Origin of the sequence: Robertmurraya mangrovi (assembly GCF_034427655.1) — a bacterium.
GTDB lineage: Bacteria > Bacillota > Bacilli > Bacillales > Cytobacillaceae > Robertmurraya_A > Robertmurraya_A mangrovi.
In genome coordinates, this window is the sequence record NZ_JAXOFX010000021.1 from 1 (window position 1) to 20781 (window position 20781).

Below are 20781 nucleotides of genomic sequence, written 5' to 3' on the forward strand. Positions count from 1 at the left end.
GCGCAAGCTAGTAAGATCCCTGAAAGATGATCAGGTAGATAGGTCAGAGGTGGAAGCATGGTGACATGTGGAGCTGACTGATACTAATCGATCGAGGACTTAACCACATTATTGGTGATTACTCGAATTCTTCTTCTTCAATCATTATCTAGTTTTGAGGGAATAATTTTAAAAAATCTCTTGAAAAATACTTATAAATAAGTATAATAATAATAGTCTGGTGGCGATGGCGAGAAGGTCACACCCGTTCCCATACCGAACACGGAAGTTAAGCTTCTCAGCGCCGATGGTAGTTAGGGGCTGTCCCCTTGTGAGAGTAGGACGTCGCCAGGCTGTATTAATATTGTTCCGCAGTAGCTCAGTGGTAGAGCATTCGGCTGTTAACCGAACGGTCGTAGGTTCGAGTCCTACCTGCGGAGCCATTTATACAATTTTGAGCTAGTTCTTATGCTTCCATAGCTCAGCAGGTAGAGCACTTCCATGGTAAGGAAGAGGTCACCGGTTCGAGCCCGGTTGGAAGCTCTCTAATAGATTAATAGAATGGCCCATTGGTCAAGCGGTTAAGACACCGCCCTTTCACGGCGGTAACACGGGTTCGAATCCCGTATGGGTCACCAAGTTTTTTTTACGAAGCGATAGCGGAGTAAAAAGAAACGTCCTTATTTTTTCTTACGAAGCAATAGCAGAGTTTAAGAAATTTAATATTTGGAGGATTAGCTCAGCTGGGAGAGCACCTGCCTTACAAGCAGGGGGTCGGCGGTTCGATCCCGTCATCCTCCACCAAAACTTTTTTGCGGAACGTTAGTGGAGTAAATAGATTCTTCCATAATATGCCGGTGTAGCTCAGTTGGTAGAGCAACTGACTTGTAATCAGTAGGTCGTGGGTTCGACTCCTATCGCCGGCACCATTTTCATCTTATCTATATTAGATGGAGGGGTAGCGAAGTGGCTAAACGCGGCGGACTGTAAATCCGCTCCTTAGGGTTCGGCGGTTCGAATCCGTCCCCCTCCACCATTTTAATAAAACAAAAAATGGACAGTTAATTCGTCCTTTTTATTTTGCTTAATATTATCATATATACATACATAATAGTATCCCTGGGCTATAGCCAAGCGGTAAGGCATCGCACTTTGACTGCGACATGCGTTGGTTCGAATCCAGCTAGCCCAGCCATTTTTTTAAATTATTATAAACGGGGCCTTAGCTCAGCTGGGAGAGCGCCTGCCTTGCACGCAGGAGGTCAGCGGTTCGATCCCGCTAGGCTCCACCAATACATAACATTTATTACCTTAAGCCTTTGGTTTAAGGTTTTTTTATTGTAGGACAATAATATATACGAATTAAAGATAAGGATTTTCACTTTGAGTGTATATAACTGATTTAGCTTTTATCCGTACAGGAAGAAATTAAAGGCAAATTGCAGTTTGCTTAGATGAAAATATCAGTTAAAACCGTATATATATACATAAAATTGTCGAGTTGAGTCAGGTGTATGAAAGCGTTTAAAATAGGTTAAGAACAAGGATGAGGAGGAACTATATAAAATGAAGAAACTATCAATTATTGGAATGCCTATGGACCTTGGACAAATGAGACGTGGAGTAGATATGGGCCCTAGTGCAATAAGATATGCTGGAGTAAATGAGAGGCTAAAAAACTTATTTGATGAAGTTCACGATTTAGGTGATATTGCCATAGGTAGACCGGAAGTTGCTATTGATGCAGAATCAAATCTACGTAACTTAGATTTAGTTGCTGAAAAAAGCCAACTTCTAGCTAATCAAGTCGATCAGGTTGTTCAAGAAGGTGCATTTCCTTTGGTGCTTGGAGGAGACCATAGTATTGCGATTGGAACTTTAGCTGGAGTGGCAAAGCATTATAAAAACCTTGGGGTAATTTGGTATGATGCCCATGGTGATTTAAATACAGCTGAAACCTCACCATCTGGAAATATTCATGGTATGCCATTAGCGGTAAGCTTAGGTATTGGTCATCCTCTACTAACAGAAGTAGGTGGATATAATCCAAAAATCAAAGCAGAAAATATCGTTATTATTGGGGCAAGAGCATTAGATGACGGTGAGAAAGAACTAATAAAAGAAAAAGGTATTAAAGTATATACAATGCACGAAATTGACCGTTTAGGAATGACTAAAGTTATGGAAGATACGATTGCCTATCTAAAAGAGAAAACAGATGGAGTTCATCTCTCACTAGATTTAGATGGGTTAGATCCACATGATGCTCCTGGAGTTGGTACTCCTGTTAATGGTGGGATTAGCTACAGAGAAAGTCATTTAGCAATGGAGATGTTAGCTGAATCAGGTATTGTTACTTCAGCTGAATTTGTTGAGGTTAATCCAATACTAGATGACAAGAACCGAACAGCATCAGTGGCTGTAGCCCTAATGGGTTCTTTATTTGGAGAAAAATTACTTTAAGCTAATGAAACGATATGAGAAAAGCAGTAGCCAAGGCTACTGCTTTTCGTTTACGGTTAGGCTATAATATTTATTCAATAATTGGTCAAGTTTGGTACTAATTTCAACTACTTTTTGGTTTGATAATGAGGAATGTGAGGCAAGGTGGACCATTTCTCTACGGCAGCTTTCAATATCCTCTAAAAGATCTTGTACACACATATGCTTTCATTCCTTCCTTTTTAATAAATAATAACCTTTTCTATGCTAGTACAAAAGCCTTTTTTTGAAAAATCAGGAAATTTTTATCCAATTTAACTGAGGTGTAATCATATATTCCCCCATATGTAAGCTTGTACTATTGTAAAATCATTTAATCCATTTTTACCCGAGGGAAAACTTTTTAAACAATTAATAGTAAAATTTGTTAAGATAATTAGTAGGGTAAAATTTTTTTTAAAAAATTGAAACCTTTTCCGCAATCGATTCGTAGTATCGATTAGCCGCAGTAGAGCGGAGGTAAAGATTAATGGAAACTCTAATAAAAGCAAGAATTAAACAAGTACTCAAAGGTGACCAAAGTGCTTTTGCTGAAATTGTAGAGATATACAAGGACAAGGTATATCAACTTTGTTATAGAATGCTCGGAAATAGACATGAGGCAGAAGATATGGCACAAGAGGCATTTATCCGAGCATATGTTAATATAACCAGGTTTAATATCAACTTAAAATTCTCTACTTGGCTCTATCGGATTGCCACGAACTTGTGTATCGATCGAATTAGAAAAAAGAAGCCAGATTATTATCTAGATGCTGAGGTCTCAGGAACAGATGGATTAACGATGTACTCTCAAGTTGCTGCTGATACATCATTACCGGAAGATGATTTAGAAAATCTCGAACTTCAAGAAACGATACAAAAAGAAATTTCAAAGCTACCGGAAAAGTACCGTTCAGTTATTGTTCTGAAGTACATTGAAGAGCTTTCATTAAATGAGATTAGTGAAATACTTGATATACCTCTAGGAACGGTTAAAACTAGAATCCATAGAGGTAGAGAAGCTTTAAGACATCAGTTACGTAATGTTTAATGAGAGGGTGAGAACTTTGAATTGTCCTGATAAATTCGTACAATACATGCATGAGTATTTAGATGAAGAGATCTCAACCGAGCATGAAAAGGAACTAAAAAACCATTTGCAAAAGTGTGAGGATTGCTACAGTCACTTTCATGAATTAGAGAAAGCAATAGCACTAGTAAAGAGTACTTCCCATATACAAGCTCCATCTGATTTCACAGCAAACATAATGGCTAGGTTACCAAAGGAAAAGAAAAAGGTAGGAGTACAACGTTGGTTTAGGCATCATCCTATGTTAACGGCTGCTTCATTATTTATTGTACTAATGGTCGGTAGTGTACTTTCTACTTGGAATCAAGAACAAGAGTTTTCAGTGTCTAAACAACCAAATTTGATTGTGCAAAATGACACGGTAATCGTTCCTGAAGGTGAGGTTGTAAAGGGAGACATAGTAGTAAGAAACGGGAAAATTCAGATTGAAGGTCAGGTTGAAGGAAATGTAACTGTCATTAATGGAGACGTAACGGACATTAATGGCGAAAAGTATCTAGCTTCAGCCGGTCAGGTAACAGGAGAGATTAGGGAAGTCAATGAAGTATTTGACTGGATTTGGTTTCAAATTAAAAAGACCGCAAAAGAAGTAGTAAATGTGTTTGATAAAGATGAGTAATCAACAAATTAATTTTTCCATTCTATAGACTTAAAGGGTTGAACCTAAAATAGTTCAGCCCTTTATTTATTGGGACTGAATCCTGTTTTATTAGTGAAGGTCTATATTAAAAATTTTTGAATGTTAACTAAAATTTGTTCATAAAAATAGTAAACAAGCTATTTTTCCTAATCAAAGAAATAACCAAAAGACTACATCTAAGATTCATTTTACAATTAATAGGGAATAAATGTGTTAACGATTGGTCTTCACTGTAATTATGATATAATAATAAATGACTTAAATTTTAGTGTTACCAAAGAAATGATTTATGTATTTAATTCATATTTAACTAACAGCAACTTGGAAAATTGAGCTGATAAAATAAATTTGTTGGAGGAAAGAAAATGTCGATTGAAGATTTCGATGTACTGAAATATTTAGCCATTACTGTTGACATCCTCCTAGTATGGTACGTTATATACAAACTCATCATGGTCATAAAAGGAACGAAAGCTGTCCAATTATTAAAAGGGATATTTGTCATATTAATTGTAACCCTAGTCAGCGATAAGTTTAACTTAAAGACATTAAACTGGATGATGGAACAAGTACTACTTTGGGGATTCCTAGCTATTATTATTATATTTCAACCGGAACTTAGAAGAGCACTAGAACAATTGGGAAGAGGCCGTTTCTTCTCTAGAACCGGTGGAAATGAAGAAGAACAACAAGAAAAGATGATAGAGGCCATTACGAAAGCTACGGATTATATGGCCAAGCGACGGATTGGTGCCCTCATCTCTATTGAAAAAGAAACTGGAATGGGAGATTACATAGAAACTGGTATCCCGTTAGATGCAAAAGTATCCTCAGAATTACTAATTAATATTTTTATCCCTAATACACCTCTTCATGATGGGGCTGTTGTTCTTCAGAAGAACTGCGTTGCAGCTGCAGCCTGTTATTTACCTTTATCGGAAAGCCCATTTATATCAAAAGAGTTAGGTACAAGACATAGGGCTGCTTTAGGAATAAGTGAAGTGACAGACAGTGTAACAGTGGTAGTGTCTGAAGAAACAGGTGCCATTTCTTTAACGAAGAATGGAGAGCTGTACCGTGATTTAAAACTGGATGTATTTAAAGAACTACTGTCTAAAGAATTCCTCACACAAACTAAACCGAAACAAGCTTCTTCAGCTCGTTGGAACTGGAGGGGAAAGAAGAATGGATAAGTATATCGATAAAATGATAGATAATCGGTGGTTCATGAAAGTAGTTGCGATTGTATTGGCTTTGTTATTATTTGACTATGTTAATGATGGCAAAGACGATACGGCAGTGAATGTACCTCAGGAGCAAGAAAGTGAAACAATCACCGATGTTCAGGTAAAGAGCTACTATGACACGGAAAGTTTAGTAGTTACAGGTGTGCCTGAAACCGTTACCTTGACATTTACGGGCCCAAAAACTCATATACAACAAGTTAAAACACAAAGGAATTTTGAAGTGTATGTTAATTTATCTGATGCAAAAATAGGTACTCAAAGGGTGCCTATAGAAATTAAAGATGTCTCTGACCGACTGGAAGTAATTATTGATCCGCCCTTTGCTAACGTTTCCGTTCAAGAAAAAATGACCAAATCATTCAATATTGAGGCAGAATATAACTCGACATTATTGGCTACTGGTTATATCGCAGAAGTTCCACAAGTCGATCCTAAGAAAGTTGTGGTAACAGGGGCGAGAGATGTAATAGAGAAAATAAGTTATGTGAAAGCAACGGTAGATATTAAAGATCCAATAAATGATACGGTTACAAAAGAGGCTAAAATACTAGTTCTTGATCGAGAATTAAATAAGCTTAATGTCGTAGTGCAACCCCAAATTGTAAATGTTACTATACCTGTTAAAGCATCTAGTAAAACTGTACCAATTAAGGTGATTGAAAAAGGTACGGCCCCAAATGGAGTAACGATTGAGACTATTGATTTAGAAACAAATCAAGCTACCATTGTTGCAGATGAGGCTATTTTAAAAGAAACAGAATCTGTAAGGGTAGAACTCGATGTAAGTAAAATAGAGGAAGACACTGTCTTTACTTTACCGGTAATCATTTCCGAGGGAATTGTAGAAGTGAACCCTAAGACAATAAAAGTGTCGGTAACCGTTAATAAAGAAGAAGATGTCACTCTTTCTAATCTCCCAATTAGGACAGAAGGTTTATCTGATAAATACGAAATAACGTTTAAAGATCCTAAAAATGCAGCCGTTAACCTTTTAATTTCAGGATCAAGCAAAATTGTAAGACAAGTCAAGCCAACTGATTTTATTTTGAATATTGATTTATCAGATATAGGAGAAGGGGAACATGACGTTAAAATAAACGTAAATGGCCCAGATAATATAAATTGGAAACTTGCAAAAGAAACAGCCAAGATAACAATTACGGAAAAAGAAGAACTTTAAAAGAAGTTGAAAATTTGTAATAGGAAAAAGAAGGAGAGATTCATTAATGGGAAAATATTTCGGTACTGATGGAGTACGCGGAGTGGCTAATTCCGAGTTAACACCAGAGCTTGCCTTTAAGCTTGGACGCTTTGGAGGATATGTTCTGACTAAAGATAAAGAACGTCCAAAGGTTATTATAGGTAGGGATACTCGTGTTTCAGGTCATATGCTTGAAGGAGCTCTAGTGGCAGGTCTACTATCCATTGGTGCAGAAGTAATGCGCTTAGGAATTATCTCAACTCCTGGGGTAGCTTTCCTTACGAAAGTTCTAGGTGCACAAGCAGGTGTCATGATATCTGCTTCACATAATCCTGTCCAAGATAACGGTATCAAGTTTTTTGGTCCAGACGGCTTTAAATTGTCGGACGAACAAGAATTAGAAATTGAACAATTAATGGATATGGCTGAAGATGAACTTCCTAGACCTACAGGAGCTGATCTAGGTCAAGTAAATGATTACTTTGAAGGCGGTCAAAAATATATTCAATACTTGAAACAAACGGTTGATGAAGAATTTACGGGTATACATATTGCACTAGATTGTGCTCATGGTGCTACCTACTCTTTAGCCACTCACCTTTTTGCTGATTTAGATGCTGACCTATCAACAATGGGAGCTTCTCCTAATGGTCTGAACATCAATGAAGGAGTGGGATCCACACATCCAGAAGCGCTGGCTTCATTTTTAAAAGAAAAAGGTGCAGATGTAGGACTATCTTTTGATGGAGATGGAGACCGACTTATTGCTATTGATGAAAATGGAAACATCGTAGACGGCGACCAGATTATGTATATATGTGCAAAATACATGAAAGAGCAAGGCAGATTAAAAGATAGTACAGTTGTTTCTACTGTTATGAGTAATTTAGGCTTTTATAAAGGTCTTGAAACACACGATATAAAAAGTGTACAAACAGCTGTAGGTGACCGTTATGTTGTAGAAGAGATGAAGAAAAGCGGGTATAACCTTGGTGGTGAACAATCAGGTCATATTATTTTCTTAGATTATAATACAACGGGTGATGGACTACTTACTGGACTTCAACTAGTGAACATTATGAAAGTGACAAAAAAACCATTGTCAGAGTTAGCAAATGAGATGCAAAAGTTTCCTCAAAAACTGGTTAATATTAGGGTGACAGATAAGCACCATGTCACTGATAATGAAAAAGTCAAAGAAGTGATTTCAGAGGTTGAAAACGAAATGGCTGGAAACGGACGTATCCTGGTTCGCCCGTCAGGAACAGAACCACTAGTTCGTGTGATGGCAGAGGCGCCTACAGAAGCATTATGTAATGAATATGTTGACCGAATTGCCTCTGTGGTAAAAGAAGAAATGGGCTTAAAAGAAGAGTAAAGATATATTCACATAAAATTTTTATGCATAAGGGAACTATTTTGAGCCCTTATGCATATTTTTATAGGGGAGTACTTTTCCCCTTTCTAGTTTATGATTGACGTTCATACAGAGATGGTGTATGATATTCCTGTTTTTGTAACATTTATTTTAGAAGGGAAAGGTGGATAGAAGGGAAAACTAATAAAGCGCCTGGACTAATTCTATGAGCGAAGAGAATTAGTTGACGAGGAGGAGGTTTATCGAATGTTCGGCGGATGCCTCCCGGTTGACCTAAGCACAACCGAAAACGACTTCTTTAAAACACCGAGGCAACTTGGTGCACAAAGAGAAGAAGATGCTTCAATAAAACAGAGATAAGGGGGCGGGAAACCCCCTTAAGGATTCTTGCCCCCTTTTTACGGGAGGATAAAGAATTATGTGCGGAATCGTTGGTTATATCGGAATTCAAGACTCAAAAGAAATTTTATTAAAAGGTTTAGAAAAGCTTGAATATAGAGGTTATGACTCAGCAGGGATTGCTGTTTCTAATAATGAGGGTGTCCATGTTTTTAAAGAAAAGGGCCGTATTGCTGACCTACGTAAAATTGTAGATCTTGATGTATCAGCTAATATGGGAATTGGTCATACAAGATGGGCAACTCATGGAGCTCCTAGTCAGGTAAATGCTCACCCTCACCAAAGTGAATCTGGAAAATTAACACTTGTTCATAATGGTGTTATTGAAAACTATGACATGTTAAAACGTGAATACCTTCAAGAGGTAACGTTAAAAAGTGATACGGATACGGAAGTAGTTGTTCAAATCATTGAATTATTTGTTAATGACGGGTTAGAAGTAGAAGACGCATTTAGAAAAACACTAAAGCTGTTAAAAGGGTCCTATGCACTTGCCCTTTTAGATAATGAAAATGATGAAACTATCTATGTTGCTAAAAACAAAAGTCCACTTCTAGTTGGGTTAGGGGATGGATTTAATGTTGTGGCTAGTGATGCAATGGCAATGCTACAAGTGACAAATCAATATGTTGAATTAATGGATAAAGAAATCGTTATTGTTAAAAAAGATCAAGTAACCATTCAAACTCTAGATGGAGAAGTGGTTAACCGTGACTCCTACACAGCTGAGCTTGATGCGAGTGATATTGAAAAAGGGACATACCCTCATTACATGTTGAAAGAAATCGATGAGCAGCCTGCTGTTATCCGTAAAATTGTTCAAACCTATCAGGATGAACAAGGATCTTTAACGATTGATAAAGATATTCTACAAGCTATGAACGATGCTGACCGTATTTATATTATCGCTGCGGGGACTTCTTATCATGCAGGATTAGTCGGTAAACAATTCATTGAGAAGATGGCTAAGATTCCTGTAGAGGTTCATATTTCAAGTGAATTTGGCTACAACATGCCTTTACTTTCAGAGAAACCATTATTTATCTTTATTTCTCAAAGTGGTGAAACAGCAGATAGTCGTGCGGTACTTGTTGAAATTAAAGAACTTGGCTATAAAGCTCTAACGATTACAAATGTTCCTGGATCAACTTTATCGAGGGAAGCAGACTACACGTTATTATTGCATGCTGGTCCTGAAATTGCAGTTGCTTCTACAAAGGCTTACACAGCACAGTTAGCGGTTCTAGCTATCCTAGCTGAAGTAACGGCGAAGAGCAGAGGATTTGATTCGAATTACGACCTTGTACAAGAACTAGGAATCGTTGCTAATGCGATGGATGTTCTATGTGGAGAGAAAGAAGAATTTGAAGCAATTGCTCGTGAGTTCTTATCAACAACTCGTAACTGTTTCTTTATCGGGCGTGGAATTGATTTCTATGTTGGGTTAGAGGGAGCATTAAAACTGAAAGAAATCTCATATATTCAAGCTGAAGGCTTTGCTGGTGGTGAATTAAAGCATGGTACCATTGCTTTAATCGAGAACGGAACTCCAGTAGTAGCACTAGCTACACAGGAAAGTGTTAACTTAAGTATCCGTGGAAATGTAAAGGAAGTGGTTGCACGTGGTGCCAACCCTTGCATCATCTCTATGAAAGGCTTAGAGACTGAGGAAGATCGCTTCGTCATTCCTGAAGTATACGGATTGTTAACACCTCTTATCTCTGTTATTCCATTACAACTTATTTCTTACTATGCAGCATTACACCGTGAGTGTGACGTTGATAAACCACGTAACTTGGCTAAATCTGTTACGGTTGAGTAAGGGATGTGAAAAAGACTCTCATCGAATTCGATGAGAGTCTTTTTACGTGATTATAATTTAAACTTAGCTATCGTCTGCTGAAGTCCCTCTGCAAGTGTTTTAACACAACTATATCTTGACTTAAACAATTAAGTAGTGACCTTAACAACTAAGTTGTGACCTAGACAATTTAGTTGTGACTGATTTTCCTAAAATAGAATTAATTAGGCTAGAAAAAGCGTTGGTATTTACCAACGCTTTTTCTAATGTTATGTAGATAGATTAAAATAATCTAGTATATGTTACGTATATAACTTGATTATGGGTCCGTTATGAGTTGTTCATAGCTGTACATTGGCAAGAAGGATGAATTAAATAAATTATTTTTACAAATAACAGAATGACTTATTGAAAGTCGCACCAGTAAGCTAGGAGAGAAAGGTTGAATCAACTATGTTGTCAAATTCACTTCTCCTAACCGGAGGTACTAATAATAGATTTATCCTATATAATTGTTGTACAAGCATCCAATATATAGCATCTTAGAAAGGAAGTATACAAATGAGAGAACCTACCCTATAGATGTACATAAGGAACGAGTATTAAATTGATGCTAATATAGGTTTTATTTACAACAGATTTAGTAATAGTTGATAGGAGTGAAGATAAATGATATCCTATTTCCCAACACCCTATCCAGATGAATTATTTTATAGTGTGATGGCTAGGTACCATAAACAATCATTAAACAGACATCCGAAGGAATCTTTATTTGACATTTATGGACAAACAGTACATGGTATCAGGAAGTTACTTTCATTCAATATTCATGGAGTAGTAGGTAGACTAAAATGGTTTAATTATATATCGGCAGAGGAGATAATACGTGATCATACTCTTTTCAATTTTTATTCAGCGATGAATCCAAATGAAAGAGATAGAGTATACAGGGAAATTTACCAGGGGAAAAAACAAAGTACTAGGGTAATTATTACGGGGATAAATTTTGTAAATGAATATACAGAGTACCTTCGTTTTTGTCCTACCTGTATTAGGGAGGATATAAAACAGTATGGTGAAACTTATTGGAGAAGGTCACATCAAACTCCTGCTGCCTTTGTTTGCACTAAACATCTGGTAATGTTACAAGATAGTAGAGTAAAGATTTCGGACAATACATTAGTTGCAGCAAGTCTTGCTAATTGTGTTTGTAATAATATCTATAAGAAGTTTACTGAAAAAGAAACTCTGACTTATTTAATCTTGCTTTCAAAGCAAAATGAATACTTAGTTAATAATGAGGTAAATATTAATTTTTTAAAGTCAAACAACACCATATTATCATTATTTAGAGCAAAAGGACTTTTAGAACGATATGGAACAATTAATAAGGGTTTATTCTTAATAAAACTATATGAATTTTATGGTTACGAATTTTTTGAACATGTTAAGATTAAACCTAAGGAATATATAAGGCTATTCGCAAATTACTACGATAGTAGGTTCAGAGGCTTAGGGATAGTCGAAAAGCTAATAATGATTATATTTTTATTTGAAAATGTTCAAACATTTATTAAAGCAGGAACCACCTTTTCTCATGTCCATTTGGATATTCCTTGTACTATTTGTAAACAAAAAAATCCTTTTAATATTAGTCGTAAAACACTTGGTAAGAGAGAAATAAATCTTTTAGAAATAAACTGCAACTGTGGGTTTATTTCTAGAAGAATATTTGGGGATGATGATGTATATAAGAATTCACTCTGGATAGAAACTGATAATAATGAAGTTTGGAAAAAGACAATAAATTCCTTGATTTATGAAAAAGGAATTTCTATTTCAGAAGTATCAGCGAAGTTTGGTGTAAGTGAAATATATGTAGAACAACTAGTAGAAAGGTCCTCTGAAACTCTCGGTAAGCTTGAAAAAGAAACATTTAGGGAAAAGTGGAAAGACCATCTCACTCGTTTTAGTTATAAGAGTGAAATAGAATTAATCTATTATGATTTCCCTACTTATTGCTGGCTATTTCATTTTGACTACGAGTGGCTTTATAATATAAATTCAGATCGTGAAGATTTTACTAACACTAAGAGCATGTTCTGGCAGAAAAGAGATCGGAAGATAAAAGAATATTCTAGAGAGGTCTTACATCGAAGTTTACTTTATGGATACGGAGTAGAAGATATATTAGATGAAATACTATATCCAATTCTTTTTAACCCAGATATAATTTTTGAAACCTATATGTCTCGTACTGTTGAATATTCAAATAAATTTAAGGCTTTGCAGTCTAAAGAACTCAATCACATTTCAAACCCTACAATTTAAAAAGTGCACACTTTTCTTCTTTTCATCGTTCAACTAGCTTTTTTATTAATATTTTTACTAATAAAGAAACTTAAGAAAAATGGATTGTTTTTCTTGAGTTTCTTTGTTAATGCAATTTATTTTTTGGATCCGAGCAAACTTTAAAATAATTTAAGAGTTGGATAATGTCCTATAGCCTTTGAAATGGCTAGGTACATAGCATAACGTAAACTGGGTTTAAATATTTACTTTAAAATCTAGTGGAAGCAATTTTAATACAAGTTATTATAGCTGAATCAAGTTTAGATAAATATTTTTTAAGCTGATTATAGTCTAATTTCTCTATACCCACTTTTTTTAAAGAGGATTTATCTAAGTAACCATTATGCATAATATCATTTCGCAAACTAAATATATCTTTTAAGTTTTTATATAGTCCTTGTTGAACTTCTAGCAAATTTACTCCATATAAATATTTCATTATAACAACAAAATACATTTCAACCATGTTATTTCTTCCATTGGATATTAATTTATTGAGGATTACATCTTGGTTATCTGATGAATTCGTGATTAATTGTTTAATAAATGATTCAGCTGCAATTGCACAATAGATAATAAATTCCTCTGTCTCAGATGAGTACATTGCTTTTGTTGCTTTATTAAAATAAGTATGCCAAGTCAAATTTACTACATAGCGATTCTCTAAACGATCTAATAATCTTTTATCCAAGGGCTTAATATTTTTAGAATTTAAATCTACCATATAGTCATCTTGAATAGTATTCCACCATCTTGCATTCCCAATTACCTCATCAGGTTTTGTGAATATAAAATCAGTTCGAATACCGATACAACCACTTATTGGATTTAATGGGAGATCCTCAATCCAAAACATTTTTGTTACCTTTCCAAGTGAAATGAGATATGAGTTTAACTTCTCTCTTACAAAGTTAAATATTTCAGCCCTATGAATATCACCAATATCGTATATTTTAAATATTCCTGTGTCTATGTATGTATAATTTTTATAATCATACTTATTGACTATGCATTCAATTTCTAGGTTATTACAAATGTTATCACTATATTTTGGAAGATAATTATCATTATCTTCTTTATTAGGGAAGAATGTGATTTTAAAAAATGTAAAATTTTCATCAATAGGTAGTTTTGTTTCTAGTCTTGCTCCATCTGATAGTCTTAAAAGGTAAGGCAAGCTAATTCTTGCTAGTAATTTTATTCCCATAGAATATTACCTCTTTTTATTTATTATTATAAGAATAACATATAGGTGCATTTTACCATAAATTCAGGTGAAATGTTTTCAATCTTTTAAGCTAGATGAGGATTCTTTTATTGTAGAACCACTTCTCTAAATATTGTCTAAGAAAGTAGGGTTCTAAGTAAAAAAGTAAAGTTTACGGCCGACAACGTTAAGCATGACTTAGGTATCAAGTCAAATGGTAATTTAGGGATTAGCTGTGGAAGAATGAAACCATAAGGTATTATGAATGAGGCTGAAAAATAGTTTCTTGAATAAAAAATTTATCTTCTATGGCTACTTTATTGGCGAGGCGCAAACAACATTACTGAAACACCCACTAAACTGATACCAGCACCGATCCAATCGTATAAATCAGGTGTTTTTTTATCAATACCCCATCCCCACAATACAGAAAGTACAATAAACACTCCACCATAGGCAGCATATACTCTACCGAATGATGGGAATGTTTGAAATGTGGCAATAACACCATATAGCGCCAAAGCTATCCCACCGAAAATGCCCCAATAAATTGGCTTACCTTCTCTCAACCATAGCCAAATTAGATACCCTCCACCAATTTCTGCAATTCCGGCAACTATAAACAAAACAATTGCATTGATCATTTAATGCCCACCCTTATAAACTATTTAACATGATAATTATACCGTAAAGGATTATCCAAGGTGCCTTCATAAGAACTGAGTAACTCACTTTTTTAGTATCACTACTTTATGTATAAGCAAAACAATAATCAGGGAAATTATGATGATTCCTTTGCGGTCAGATGTAGCAAGTGGTGGACCCAATATCTTATTTCGGGAAACTTTATTCTCACTTTTCAAATATGTAGATTGCAGTTGTTTATTTTATTTAATGTTTGATTCCCTAGAGGTAAAATCCAATATATATATAAATTTGCTTAATAATAATTAATTTATCTAACAAAAATCTTACTTTATTAATTAAAAAGGAGGCTCTTTTTAATTAAAGTCTCCTTCACCTGTTATGCAATAATATTATTACAATAATTTATTAAGTAAAATTAAGCTTCTTTACGTTTTTAAAGCAACATGAAATCAGTTTTTTTAATTGATGTTTATATTTTTAAATCTTGGTGTTTTATCATCGACTTTTCTATTTGGATCGTTGTATGTTCAATTTTAAAATTATTTTTAATTTCTTCAATTGCCTGTTGCAATATTTGTTGGCTGCTTACTTTGTCATCAACTATAATGTGACAGCTCAAAGAGTCTAATCCAGAAGTAATAGTCCAAATATGAAGATCGTGTACATTTTTTACTCCTTCAATTCCTTCTAATACTGCTTTTACTTCTTCCTGGTTAATAGTTATAGGAGTACCTTCCATTAGTATATGAACTGAATGTTTAATAACTCCCCAAGCACTTTTCAAAATTAGTAGTGCAACAATCACAGAAATAATAGGATCGGCAACATACCATTCAAATAACAACATTAGAACACCAGCCACTATAGCCCCTACAGAACCTAATGCATCACCAAGAATATGTAAGTATGCACTACGTAAATTTACGTTTTCTTTTACGTCCCCACTACGCATTAAAGACCAAGCACTTAGTAAATTTGCTAGTAATCCAATGGAAGCAATAATCATCATCGTACCACTTGCAACTGTAGGAGGTTCAAATAGTCTCTCATATGCCTCCCATACAATAAAACCTGCTATAACAAATAATGTTACTCCATTTAATAAGGCTGCTAGAATCTCAAATCGATAATATCCAAATGTTTTATTAGGTGAAGAGGGGCGTGAAGCGAACCACATGGCAATAAAACTTAATAATAGAGAGCTGGCATCACTTAACATGTGACCAGAATCTGACAAAAGTGCTAGGCTATTGGTAATAATACCTCCGAATAACTCCAAAATCATAATACCAAAAGTAATTAATAAGGCGATTAATAATCCTTTCTTATTTCCTTCTCTTACTTGATCAAAATGATTATGACTATGAGAATGTTTATGGTGATGGTGACTGTGTCCATGATGATGATGTTGACCCATTTTAGTTTCCTCCCCTATTGCATTCAATATGATCTAAGACTTGGTTTAATACTGTAATTACATGTTCATCGCTATAAGTATAAAATTGAGTAATACCTTCTCTCCTATTTTTCACTAACCGTAAATTTCTAAGAGTACTAAGTTGGTGTGATACAGCAGATTGAGAAAGCTCTAAAACTTCTGAGATGTGATTTACGGAACATTCTTCTTGTGAGAGTAGAAATAAAATTTTTATCCTAGTTGGGTCAGCTAAGGCTTTAAAAATACGTGATGCTTCATCTACTTTTTCCTTTGGTAAAAAAATATGTTCCTGTTGTTGCATATCAGATCCCTCCATTTATTTATTTTAAGAATTCTCTATTATTTGAAATAGATACTGAGCATCCTCACCTACTCCTAACAATAGAGCTGAACCTCTCTTATTTTGCCAAGGAAGCCCTAAAAAGAATAATCCATCTACATTGGAGATTCCTCTGGAGTGAATTACTCTTCCACTGGTGGGATTAGTTACTCCTGGAATTTTAATAAATGAATAATTAGAATTAAATCCAGTGGCCCAGATAACGTTTTGAGTAGAAATAGAGGAACCATCTTCAAAAATCATGGTATTGTTATGAACAGCTTTAGTTCTTCCTTTAAGGAAAATAGATTTATTTTTAAGTTTTTCTTTTAATTCATATCCAAATATAGGATCTCCTTTTTTTTGAATGATTGTTCCAATAAATGAATCTCGTTTTGCGTTCAAAATCCCCAACTTATCAAAGATCCAAAATATACTCCTACCTTTAATTGTTGTTGGTATAAAACGAATAGGCTGGCCAATAGAAAGATACGTTTCTCTATCATTTGATAGTTCTACGGCAATCTGGGAACCTGAGTTACCTCCTCCAACTACTAATACTGGCCCATCCTTTAACTGAGAGGGATTTTTGTAGTTGGCTGAATGAATCTGAAGGACCTCTTTAGAAAGCTCTTTTGATAGAAAAGGGATGTTAGGAGTGTGAAATGGCCCAGTAGTAATGACCACTTTTTTTGCTAACATTACACTATCATTTGCTTTAATCTTAAAAATTTTATTTTCTAGCAATACTTCTTGTACTTCTGTATTCAATTGAATTGGTAAGTCAAATTGACTAGAATACGACTCTAAGTAATCGGCAATCTCATCTTTTGTCGGAAAACCACAAGGATTTCCCTGAAGAACCATTCCAGGTAATGAGCTATAGTTACGTGGTGTGAATAATACAAGTGAATCATATCTATTTCTCCAAACATCCCCTATTCTTTTCTGATTATCTAAAATGACAAAAGAGAGATTTGATTGTTTTAAAAAATATCCCATGGACAATCCTGCTTGCCCAGCACCTATAACAATAACATCATAAACCATATTTACACCTCAATTTAATCCATATATGAACATATGCTCATACATAGATTATGATAATTAGAATAAACTGTCAATAATATTTGTTTATTTTTGTTTAAAATTATTCACAGATTATATCAACGTCCTATGCTAAGATACCAATATATAAAAAAGGAGATTTATTAGATGAAAAAGTGGATTATAATATTATTAATAATGGCCCTATCAGGCTGTGGGGTGAAAGAGGATGAGTTGCCTGAACTAATTGAAGTGAAGTTTCGTACTAATCCAGAAGAAATAAAGATAAACGAAGAGGTGCAATTAGTTGCAACCGTTGTCCAAGGTAAAGAACAGGTAGATGATGCAAGCAAAGTACAATTTGAATTGTGGAAAGAAGGAACAAGTGAGGATCAACATTTAAAACTAAGTACTAAGCATCAAAAAGATGGAATTTATATTGTTAAATATACATTTGAAGAACCAGGTAAATATTATATTATTTCACATACCACTGCTAGAGGTTTACACGTTATGCCTAAAAATGAATTTATTGTAAAATAAAAAAGCGCGATAAGCGCTTTTTTATTTTTTCAACCTTTAAACTTTATGGTGGAAGTATTAAAGTACACTATATTACTTATCAACTTAATCATTCATTTCGAGGAATAGGATTTCTATTTGTTATTGATTAGTTCATCGAGAGAAGAATTTTTGCATCATTAACAATTAGATCATAAGGTACATCAGAAAGCCCATTGTAGTCTTTAACGACTTTGCCCTCTTGATTAACGAGATAAAATGAAGTACCGTGAATTACTTGATTATTAGAATTCGGTTTTTTAACTAAAGTTTTAAAACTCTTAGTAGCAAATTCTTCAATTGATTTCTGCGAATATCCTGTTAGTAAGTTCCAACTAGATAAATCAGCATCAAATTTTATAGCATACTCCTTTAACATTTCTGGAGTATCCATTTCTGGATCAACACTAAAAGATATAATTTCTACATCCAATCCTTCTTCTTTTAACTTTTCTTGAAGATCAACCATATTTGCTGTCATAGGAGAACAAACTGTTTCACAATTAGTAAAAATAAAATCAGCTACCCACACTTTTCCTTTTAAATCTTTCAGTCCAAATTCCTCATTTTCTTGATTTATATAGTTGAAGTCTGTTATTTCCCAATTAAGGGGATTTTTAATTCCTTTTCCACAACCGACAAGTAATAAAGATAATATTAATATTGATGGTAACCATAAAATATTTTTCAAACATATCAGCCTTTCATGATGAGGATAGGTACATAAAGTTTTATAGTAATTATTTCTTTTTAGAATTGATGAAAAACATTAATGTTATGATAAGAGTAAAGGCTGTTAATGCTAAAAAGGGAATCGTAATAAAGCCTAACCAGTTAATATATTGTGCGTTACAAGGGACACCATTTACACAAGGCTTAATATCTATTAAGCCAGGAACCTTCTGAAGCAAATAATGATAAAAAGAAATACTCCATCCTACACTCGCCATTGGAAGTACAAACCTTCTTACAGAAGGATCATTTTGAAAGGTTCCAATACCAAGTATTAAGGCAAGGGGATACATTAGTATACGCTGATACCAACATAGTTCACATGGGATAAAACCACGTATTTCACTAAAATATAGGCTTCCTAGAGTAGCTGTAACAGAGACTAACCAAGCTAAATATAGGGATATTTGTTGCTTATTCATATCTCTCATTAATTTTTACCCTCTAATTCTTTATCTATAAGACTCTTTATCCTCTCATAATCAAAGGGATCCTCGAGCATTATGCCATTAACCATAATACTTGGAGTCATTTTCACTTTAAATTCTTCCACCAATTTTGTATCTATATTTAATTCTTCAATATGTGTCTTAACATCAATGTCTGATTGTAGTTGATTAAGATCGATTCCAGAAATATTACTTGCCACTTCGTTGATTTTCTCTTTAGTTATCCACAATGAATCGTGGTTTTCACTAGGCTGTTCTTTAAAAAGTTCTTTATGAAAATCCCAATAGAAATCTGAATTTTGTTTATAAACGGACTCCGCAGCTAGTGACCCCAAGATAGATTCCTCTTCGTGGAATAGGACGTTAACATAAGAGAACTTTACTTTCCCTTTATCAACGTAATCTTCAATTAATTGTGGAAAAATCGTCTCTCCCCAAGCTTTACAAGCAGGACATTTAAAATCTCCAAATTCAACTACTGTTACTGGGGCATCTACTTGACCAATAGTTGGTTGCCCTTCCGTTGTTGGTTGTTTATCAAAGATAATATCATTCGTTTTTTCAGAGTTTGTATTATTAAGGACCACCCAGCCAGTTATGACTGTAAAGGCTAGTAATGTAAGTAATACAATGAATTTAAAGGATGAATTTTTGGATTTATTCATTTACAACGCTCCCTAGTAAGTTATGATTTTGGGCATCTTGTGTCATTACCATTATTTAATACTTAGAATAAGTGATAAATATCCACACACGACAAATAGCAAAGCCATTAAAAAGGCTATCCTTGCAGGTGCTTTTTTAATAAATGATAGAACAATTAAAACTAAAAATAATACAGAAAACATAAAAAAAGATATACTTGTCCAGTTTAGAACAAAATCAACTTTCATTTCTGTAGTAAACTGACCTTGATAAAAAATGAGAAAGAGTTTTGAAACTCCCTCATTTGTTAGAGTACTCTCGTGTGGTGGAGATTGTTGTCCTAAAGCTGCCGTTGCAGAAAAAATGAATAGGATTACAATACTTTCTATTCTTAACCATGGTATTGGATTAAAATTTGTGACATTATTAAGTTTTTTTCTAATGAACAAACTATTAAAGCTAGCAAATAACAATAAAGGAATTATTAACAAATGCTTAATTAATAGTGCCTGTCCATAAGGTATCATCCAAGAATTTGTATAATCTTTAAATTCCATAACGAATGACATTAAAACTAGCCCTGTCACAATGGTAATTCCAAAACAAAGAAGTGCAACAGGCGTAAACCATTTTAAGAACTTATGCCAATTAGATTTATCGTTTGAGAACCAACTAACAACCATTAAAATTCCTACCCATAAACTAACGGCTGTGAAATGGGTTGTATGGCTGAAAAAACCTTTTATCTGCACATAAGAACTTGCATGACTAGACCATCCTAGTGCAAGAATCAGGATAAAAGTAAGAATAATACCGATGTATGAATACAAAGAGTTTTTACGATAATCAAACCAAACTACAAATATAAATAAAATATTGGCTATGATGTAAGTAAACACCCAAGATTTTCCGATTTCAAATGTAAAAATAACTGATTGAAATGTACGAGCTAATCCAATATCTTGGTATAGGTGTAATATCACCTGGAAAACGGGAATAAAAGAAAGGATTGCTATTCCACCCAAAGCCAACATTAAAGCCCCTTTCGGTACATTAATATCTGGTCGGTAAATACTTGGCACAATATATAATAGGAAACTTCCGACAAGGAGGGCAAAGCAAAAATATAATAATGCCTGACTTATAATACCTATTAAAACCATG

19 protein-coding genes, 8 tRNA genes and 2 rRNA genes are annotated in these 20781 nt (G+C 34.3%); 19 read left to right on the plus strand and 10 right to left on the minus strand.

Going from position 1 to position 20781, the window contains the following annotated elements:
* The 11 genes from SM124_RS20815 to rocF all read left to right on the plus strand — a co-directional run.
* A 23S ribosomal RNA gene (locus tag SM124_RS20815) occupies positions 1 to 107 on the plus strand; the annotation flags it as partial.
* 109 nt (positions 108 to 216) lie between these two features.
* Positions 217 to 333, plus strand: a 5S ribosomal RNA gene (gene rrf / locus SM124_RS20820).
* Between the two features lie 14 nt (positions 334 to 347).
* Positions 348 to 422, plus strand: a tRNA-Asn gene (locus tag SM124_RS20825).
* Between the two features lie 27 nt (positions 423 to 449).
* A tRNA-Thr gene (locus SM124_RS20830) sits at positions 450 to 522 on the plus strand.
* Positions 523 to 542: 20 nt separating this feature from the next.
* Positions 543 to 617, plus strand: a tRNA-Glu gene (locus tag SM124_RS20835).
* Positions 618 to 707: 90 nt separating this feature from the next.
* Positions 708 to 783, plus strand: a tRNA-Val gene (locus SM124_RS20840).
* A gap of 49 nt (positions 784 to 832) precedes the next feature.
* Positions 833 to 908 (plus strand) — tRNA-Thr (locus tag SM124_RS20845).
* A gap of 23 nt (positions 909 to 931) precedes the next feature.
* Positions 932 to 1015: transfer RNA gene (locus SM124_RS20850), tRNA-Tyr, on the plus strand.
* A gap of 84 nt (positions 1016 to 1099) precedes the next feature.
* Positions 1100 to 1174 (plus strand) — tRNA-Gln (locus tag SM124_RS20855).
* A gap of 21 nt (positions 1175 to 1195) precedes the next feature.
* Positions 1196 to 1271 (plus strand) — tRNA-Ala (locus tag SM124_RS20860).
* Positions 1272 to 1545: 274 nt separating this feature from the next.
* Positions 1546 to 2442, plus strand: a complete 897-nt coding sequence (gene rocF / locus SM124_RS20865) for an arginase (protein WP_322448452.1) — start codon at positions 1546 to 1548, stop codon at positions 2440 to 2442.
* Between the two features lie 36 nt (positions 2443 to 2478).
* Here the strand turns inward: rocF and SM124_RS20870 are convergent, their stop codons facing one another.
* On the minus strand, positions 2479 to 2643 hold the full coding sequence (locus SM124_RS20870) for an aspartyl-phosphate phosphatase Spo0E family protein (protein ID WP_322448453.1): 165 nt from the start codon (positions 2641 to 2643) through the stop codon (positions 2479 to 2481).
* A 307-nt stretch (positions 2644 to 2950) separates the two neighbouring features.
* Between SM124_RS20870 and sigW the strand changes: the two genes are divergently transcribed.
* The 7 genes from sigW (at position 2951) to SM124_RS20905 (ending at position 12550) form a co-directional block, all read left to right on the plus strand.
* Complete coding sequence (gene sigW / locus SM124_RS20875) at positions 2951 to 3514, plus strand: RNA polymerase sigma factor SigW (RefSeq protein WP_322448454.1); 564 nt, start codon at positions 2951 to 2953, stop codon at positions 3512 to 3514.
* Complete coding sequence (locus tag SM124_RS20880) at positions 3507 to 4172, plus strand: zf-HC2 domain-containing protein (RefSeq protein ID WP_407691434.1); 666 nt, start codon at positions 3507 to 3509, stop codon at positions 4170 to 4172. Before sigW ends, SM124_RS20880 begins: the two co-directional genes overlap by 8 nt.
* A 386-nt stretch (positions 4173 to 4558) precedes the next feature.
* Positions 4559 to 5386 (plus strand): diadenylate cyclase CdaA, encoded by an 828-nt coding sequence (gene cdaA / locus SM124_RS20885; RefSeq protein ID WP_322448456.1) that lies wholly within the window; start codon positions 4559 to 4561, stop codon positions 5384 to 5386.
* On the plus strand, positions 5379 to 6620 hold the full coding sequence (locus SM124_RS20890) for a CdaR family protein (RefSeq protein ID WP_322448457.1): 1242 nt from the start codon (positions 5379 to 5381) through the stop codon (positions 6618 to 6620). The genes cdaA and SM124_RS20890 overlap by 8 nt, the downstream gene beginning before the upstream one ends.
* Before the next feature lie 46 nt (positions 6621 to 6666).
* Positions 6667 to 8019, plus strand: coding sequence for a phosphoglucosamine mutase (glmM, locus tag SM124_RS20895; RefSeq protein WP_322448458.1), 1353 nt, complete (start codon positions 6667 to 6669; stop codon positions 8017 to 8019).
* A gap of 418 nt (positions 8020 to 8437) precedes the next feature.
* Complete coding sequence (gene glmS, locus SM124_RS20900; protein ID WP_322448459.1) at positions 8438 to 10240, plus strand: glutamine--fructose-6-phosphate transaminase (isomerizing); 1803 nt, start codon at positions 8438 to 8440, stop codon at positions 10238 to 10240.
* Positions 10241 to 10888: 648 nt separating this feature from the next.
* Positions 10889 to 12550: a TnsD family Tn7-like transposition protein gene (locus tag SM124_RS20905; protein ID WP_322448460.1), complete on the plus strand. Its 1662-nt coding sequence runs from the start codon at positions 10889 to 10891 to the stop codon at positions 12548 to 12550.
* 229 nt (positions 12551 to 12779) lie between these two features.
* Here the strand turns inward: SM124_RS20905 and SM124_RS20910 are convergent, their stop codons facing one another.
* The 5 genes from SM124_RS20910 to SM124_RS20930 all read right to left on the minus strand — a co-directional run bounded on the left by SM124_RS20910 (position 12780) and on the right by SM124_RS20930 (position 17233).
* The gene (locus SM124_RS20910; RefSeq protein WP_322448461.1) at positions 12780 to 13778 is read right to left on the minus strand and encodes a HEPN domain-containing protein; all 999 of its coding nucleotides are present in this window, start codon (positions 13776 to 13778) and stop codon (positions 12780 to 12782) included.
* 317 nt (positions 13779 to 14095) lie between these two features.
* Positions 14096 to 14422, minus strand: coding sequence for a YnfA family protein (locus SM124_RS20915; protein ID WP_322448462.1), 327 nt, complete (start codon positions 14420 to 14422; stop codon positions 14096 to 14098).
* A 473-nt stretch (positions 14423 to 14895) separates the two neighbouring features.
* Positions 14896 to 15843 carry a cation diffusion facilitator family transporter gene (locus SM124_RS20920; RefSeq protein ID WP_322448463.1) on the minus strand — a complete coding sequence of 316 codons (948 nt, stop codon included), beginning with the start codon at positions 15841 to 15843 and terminating at the stop codon, positions 14896 to 14898.
* A gap of 1 nt (position 15844) precedes the next feature.
* Positions 15845 to 16165 carry an ArsR/SmtB family transcription factor gene (locus SM124_RS20925; RefSeq protein WP_322448464.1) on the minus strand — a complete coding sequence of 107 codons (321 nt, stop codon included), beginning with the start codon at positions 16163 to 16165 and terminating at the stop codon, positions 15845 to 15847.
* A gap of 24 nt (positions 16166 to 16189) precedes the next feature.
* Entirely contained in the window at positions 16190 to 17233 is a 1044-nt protein-coding gene (locus SM124_RS20930; RefSeq protein ID WP_322448465.1) for a flavin-containing monooxygenase, read from the minus strand.
* Between the two features lie 165 nt (positions 17234 to 17398).
* Between SM124_RS20930 and SM124_RS20935 the strand changes: the two genes are divergently transcribed.
* Positions 17399 to 17773, plus strand: coding sequence for a FixH family protein (locus SM124_RS20935; protein WP_322448466.1), 375 nt, complete (start codon positions 17399 to 17401; stop codon positions 17771 to 17773).
* 127 nt (positions 17774 to 17900) lie between these two features.
* Here SM124_RS20935 and SM124_RS20940 read toward each other — a convergent pair whose 3' ends face one another.
* The 4 genes from SM124_RS20940 to SM124_RS20955 are packed head-to-tail and all read right to left on the minus strand — an operon-like array spanning position 17901 to position 20780.
* The gene (locus SM124_RS20940) at positions 17901 to 18482 is read right to left on the minus strand and encodes an SCO family protein (protein ID WP_322448467.1); all 582 of its coding nucleotides are present in this window, start codon (positions 18480 to 18482) and stop codon (positions 17901 to 17903) included.
* Positions 18483 to 18531: 49 nt separating this feature from the next.
* Positions 18532 to 18954 (minus strand): disulfide oxidoreductase, encoded by a 423-nt coding sequence (locus tag SM124_RS20945; protein WP_322448468.1) that lies wholly within the window; start codon positions 18952 to 18954, stop codon positions 18532 to 18534.
* The gene (locus tag SM124_RS20950; protein WP_322448469.1) at positions 18954 to 19637 is read right to left on the minus strand and encodes a DsbA family protein; all 684 of its coding nucleotides are present in this window, start codon (positions 19635 to 19637) and stop codon (positions 18954 to 18956) included. Before SM124_RS20950 ends, SM124_RS20945 begins: the two co-directional genes overlap by 1 nt.
* Before the next feature lie 51 nt (positions 19638 to 19688).
* The gene (locus tag SM124_RS20955) at positions 19689 to 20780 is read right to left on the minus strand and encodes a CopD family protein (RefSeq protein WP_322448470.1); all 1092 of its coding nucleotides are present in this window, start codon (positions 20778 to 20780) and stop codon (positions 19689 to 19691) included.
* Position 20781 lies beyond the last annotated feature (1 nt).